Here is a 1,635-nt window from a genome sequence, read left to right as displayed (position 1 = left end):
CCCTAGAGCCTGGAAGACAATCAGTAAAACCCCATTAACCGGATTTTCTCACGGTGCAGCAGGTAATTCCTTCTCTTTACTACACCTATATGCTGCGACAGCAGACAAAGTTTATTTGGAAGCGGCGAAAGAAGGAATCGAATATGAAACCAGTGTCTTTGACACATCAGTCCGAAACTGGCCATATTTCCTTTCATTGGAACAAACAAATCAAATTAATTTCTGGCATGCCTGGTGTCACGGCAGTGTGGGGATTGGATTAGCCCGTTTAGGCAGTTCAACGATTCTACAGACAGAGGAAATTTACTCTGACATTGAGGTAGCTTTGGACACCACCAAGAAGTATGCAATATCTAATATAGATGTAGACCATCTCTGCTGCGGGAGTTTGGGCAGAAATGAACTGTTTGTTGTTGCATTCCAAAAACTTGGCAACCAGGAATGGCTAAACACAGCTAGGGCACAGGCTGCATCGGTAATAGCAAGGGCAAAACAACATGGAGCATAAGCTTTTTTACCTCATTTGCCTAACTCCGTTTTCAGTCCTAGTTTTTTCAAGGGAAGTGCAGGTGTAGGTTATCAATTGTTGCGTTTAGCCTCTCCAGAATCCTTACCTTCTGTGCTGATTTGGGAGTAAAATGAACTTTGTCGGTGGTAGGTGGAGTTCATGTAGGGTGGGCAGTGCATCAGACAGATAATGAAGCTTGCAAAGCCCGTTGGTAGGCACTGCCCACCTTACGATTAATGACTTCTGTTCTGATTTGGGAGTATTACTCTACCCTACCTAAGCCGAAATCACAATTTCATCAACTGAACGAGATTGATACATAAGTTTGCTTTGGAAATCAGCGTCAGCATCTTCTGGCGCTGATTTTACTTTATTTGCTTAAGCTTAACTTTGTCCAGTCAACAACTGTAAATCGAATTATTAGGCAAAATTTCCATGATTAAGTAGGTAAATGTTACTATATTGGTTGATTTAAGTGACATAATTGTTTTAGTTATGGCGAAATTAAATAGTGATTTCAATGCTATTTAATCCTGAATTATTATTTTCGTCAATATCGACTGCATTTAAAAAAAAATAAACTAGAAAAAAGTGTATTTTTTATGTCCTATTTATATAGGATTTTTTTGATAAATAAAACACCAAAAATGGGATAGTATTCAACGTATCAATTAAGCATCAATAGCTTAATTGATAATCAACACCAATCACACAAATTTATTGGAGTTAAACTCAAATGGCTAATATTAAGGTGCATGAACTCTCTTCTCTTAACCTATCTGGTGCTGAGTTGTTTAACGATTCAGAAAGCTTTATGACGGAGCTGAGCGATGAAAGTGAGCAAATGGCTATCCTAGGAGGTGGTTCGTTTTGTATTTTAGGATCTTGCGGTGTCTGCACCCTAGGAAATACTATTAATATATGCCAGCAAGGGACTGTTAATATATGCACCGGAGGATATACTATTATACAGTGTGGCAACACCATTCAAGGTTAAGCATTCAACAACAATTTCATGATGTAAAATATTTCCACCTTGGTTTCTGAGTGCTATTAGTTAGTATCTCTCTACCTAAGGTATAAGAGTCATATTTAACCCCACATTCTGCAGGTGTGATTGCACTTGT

Annotated in this window: 2 protein-coding genes; both read left to right on the top strand. The window is 38.5% G+C overall.

What is annotated here, in order from left to right; all coding sequences use genetic code 11:
- On the top strand, positions 1–508 hold a 508-nt coding region (locus tag F6K53_RS40855), incomplete at its 5' end, for a lanthionine synthetase LanC family protein (RefSeq protein WP_293085950.1).
- A 736-nt stretch (positions 509–1,244) separates the two neighbouring features.
- The gene (locus F6K53_RS40850) at positions 1,245–1,505 is read left to right on the top strand and encodes a hypothetical protein (RefSeq protein ID WP_293085947.1); all 261 of its coding nucleotides are present in this window, start codon (positions 1,245–1,247) and stop codon (positions 1,503–1,505) included.
- Positions 1,506–1,635: the final 130 nt, after the last annotated feature.

Source organism: Moorena sp. SIO4A1 (genome assembly GCF_010672065.1).
Lineage (GTDB): Bacteria > Cyanobacteriota > Cyanobacteriia > Cyanobacteriales > Coleofasciculaceae > Moorena.
The sequence above is the reverse complement of the archived record's forward strand: the minus strand, read 5'-3'. Positions and strand labels throughout refer to the sequence as shown.

Coding starts and splice junctions, on each gene's coding strand:
- F6K53_RS40850 (WP_293085947.1), top strand. CDS start 1,245: ATGGCTAATATTAAGGTGCATGAACTCTCTTCTCTTAACCTATCTGGT.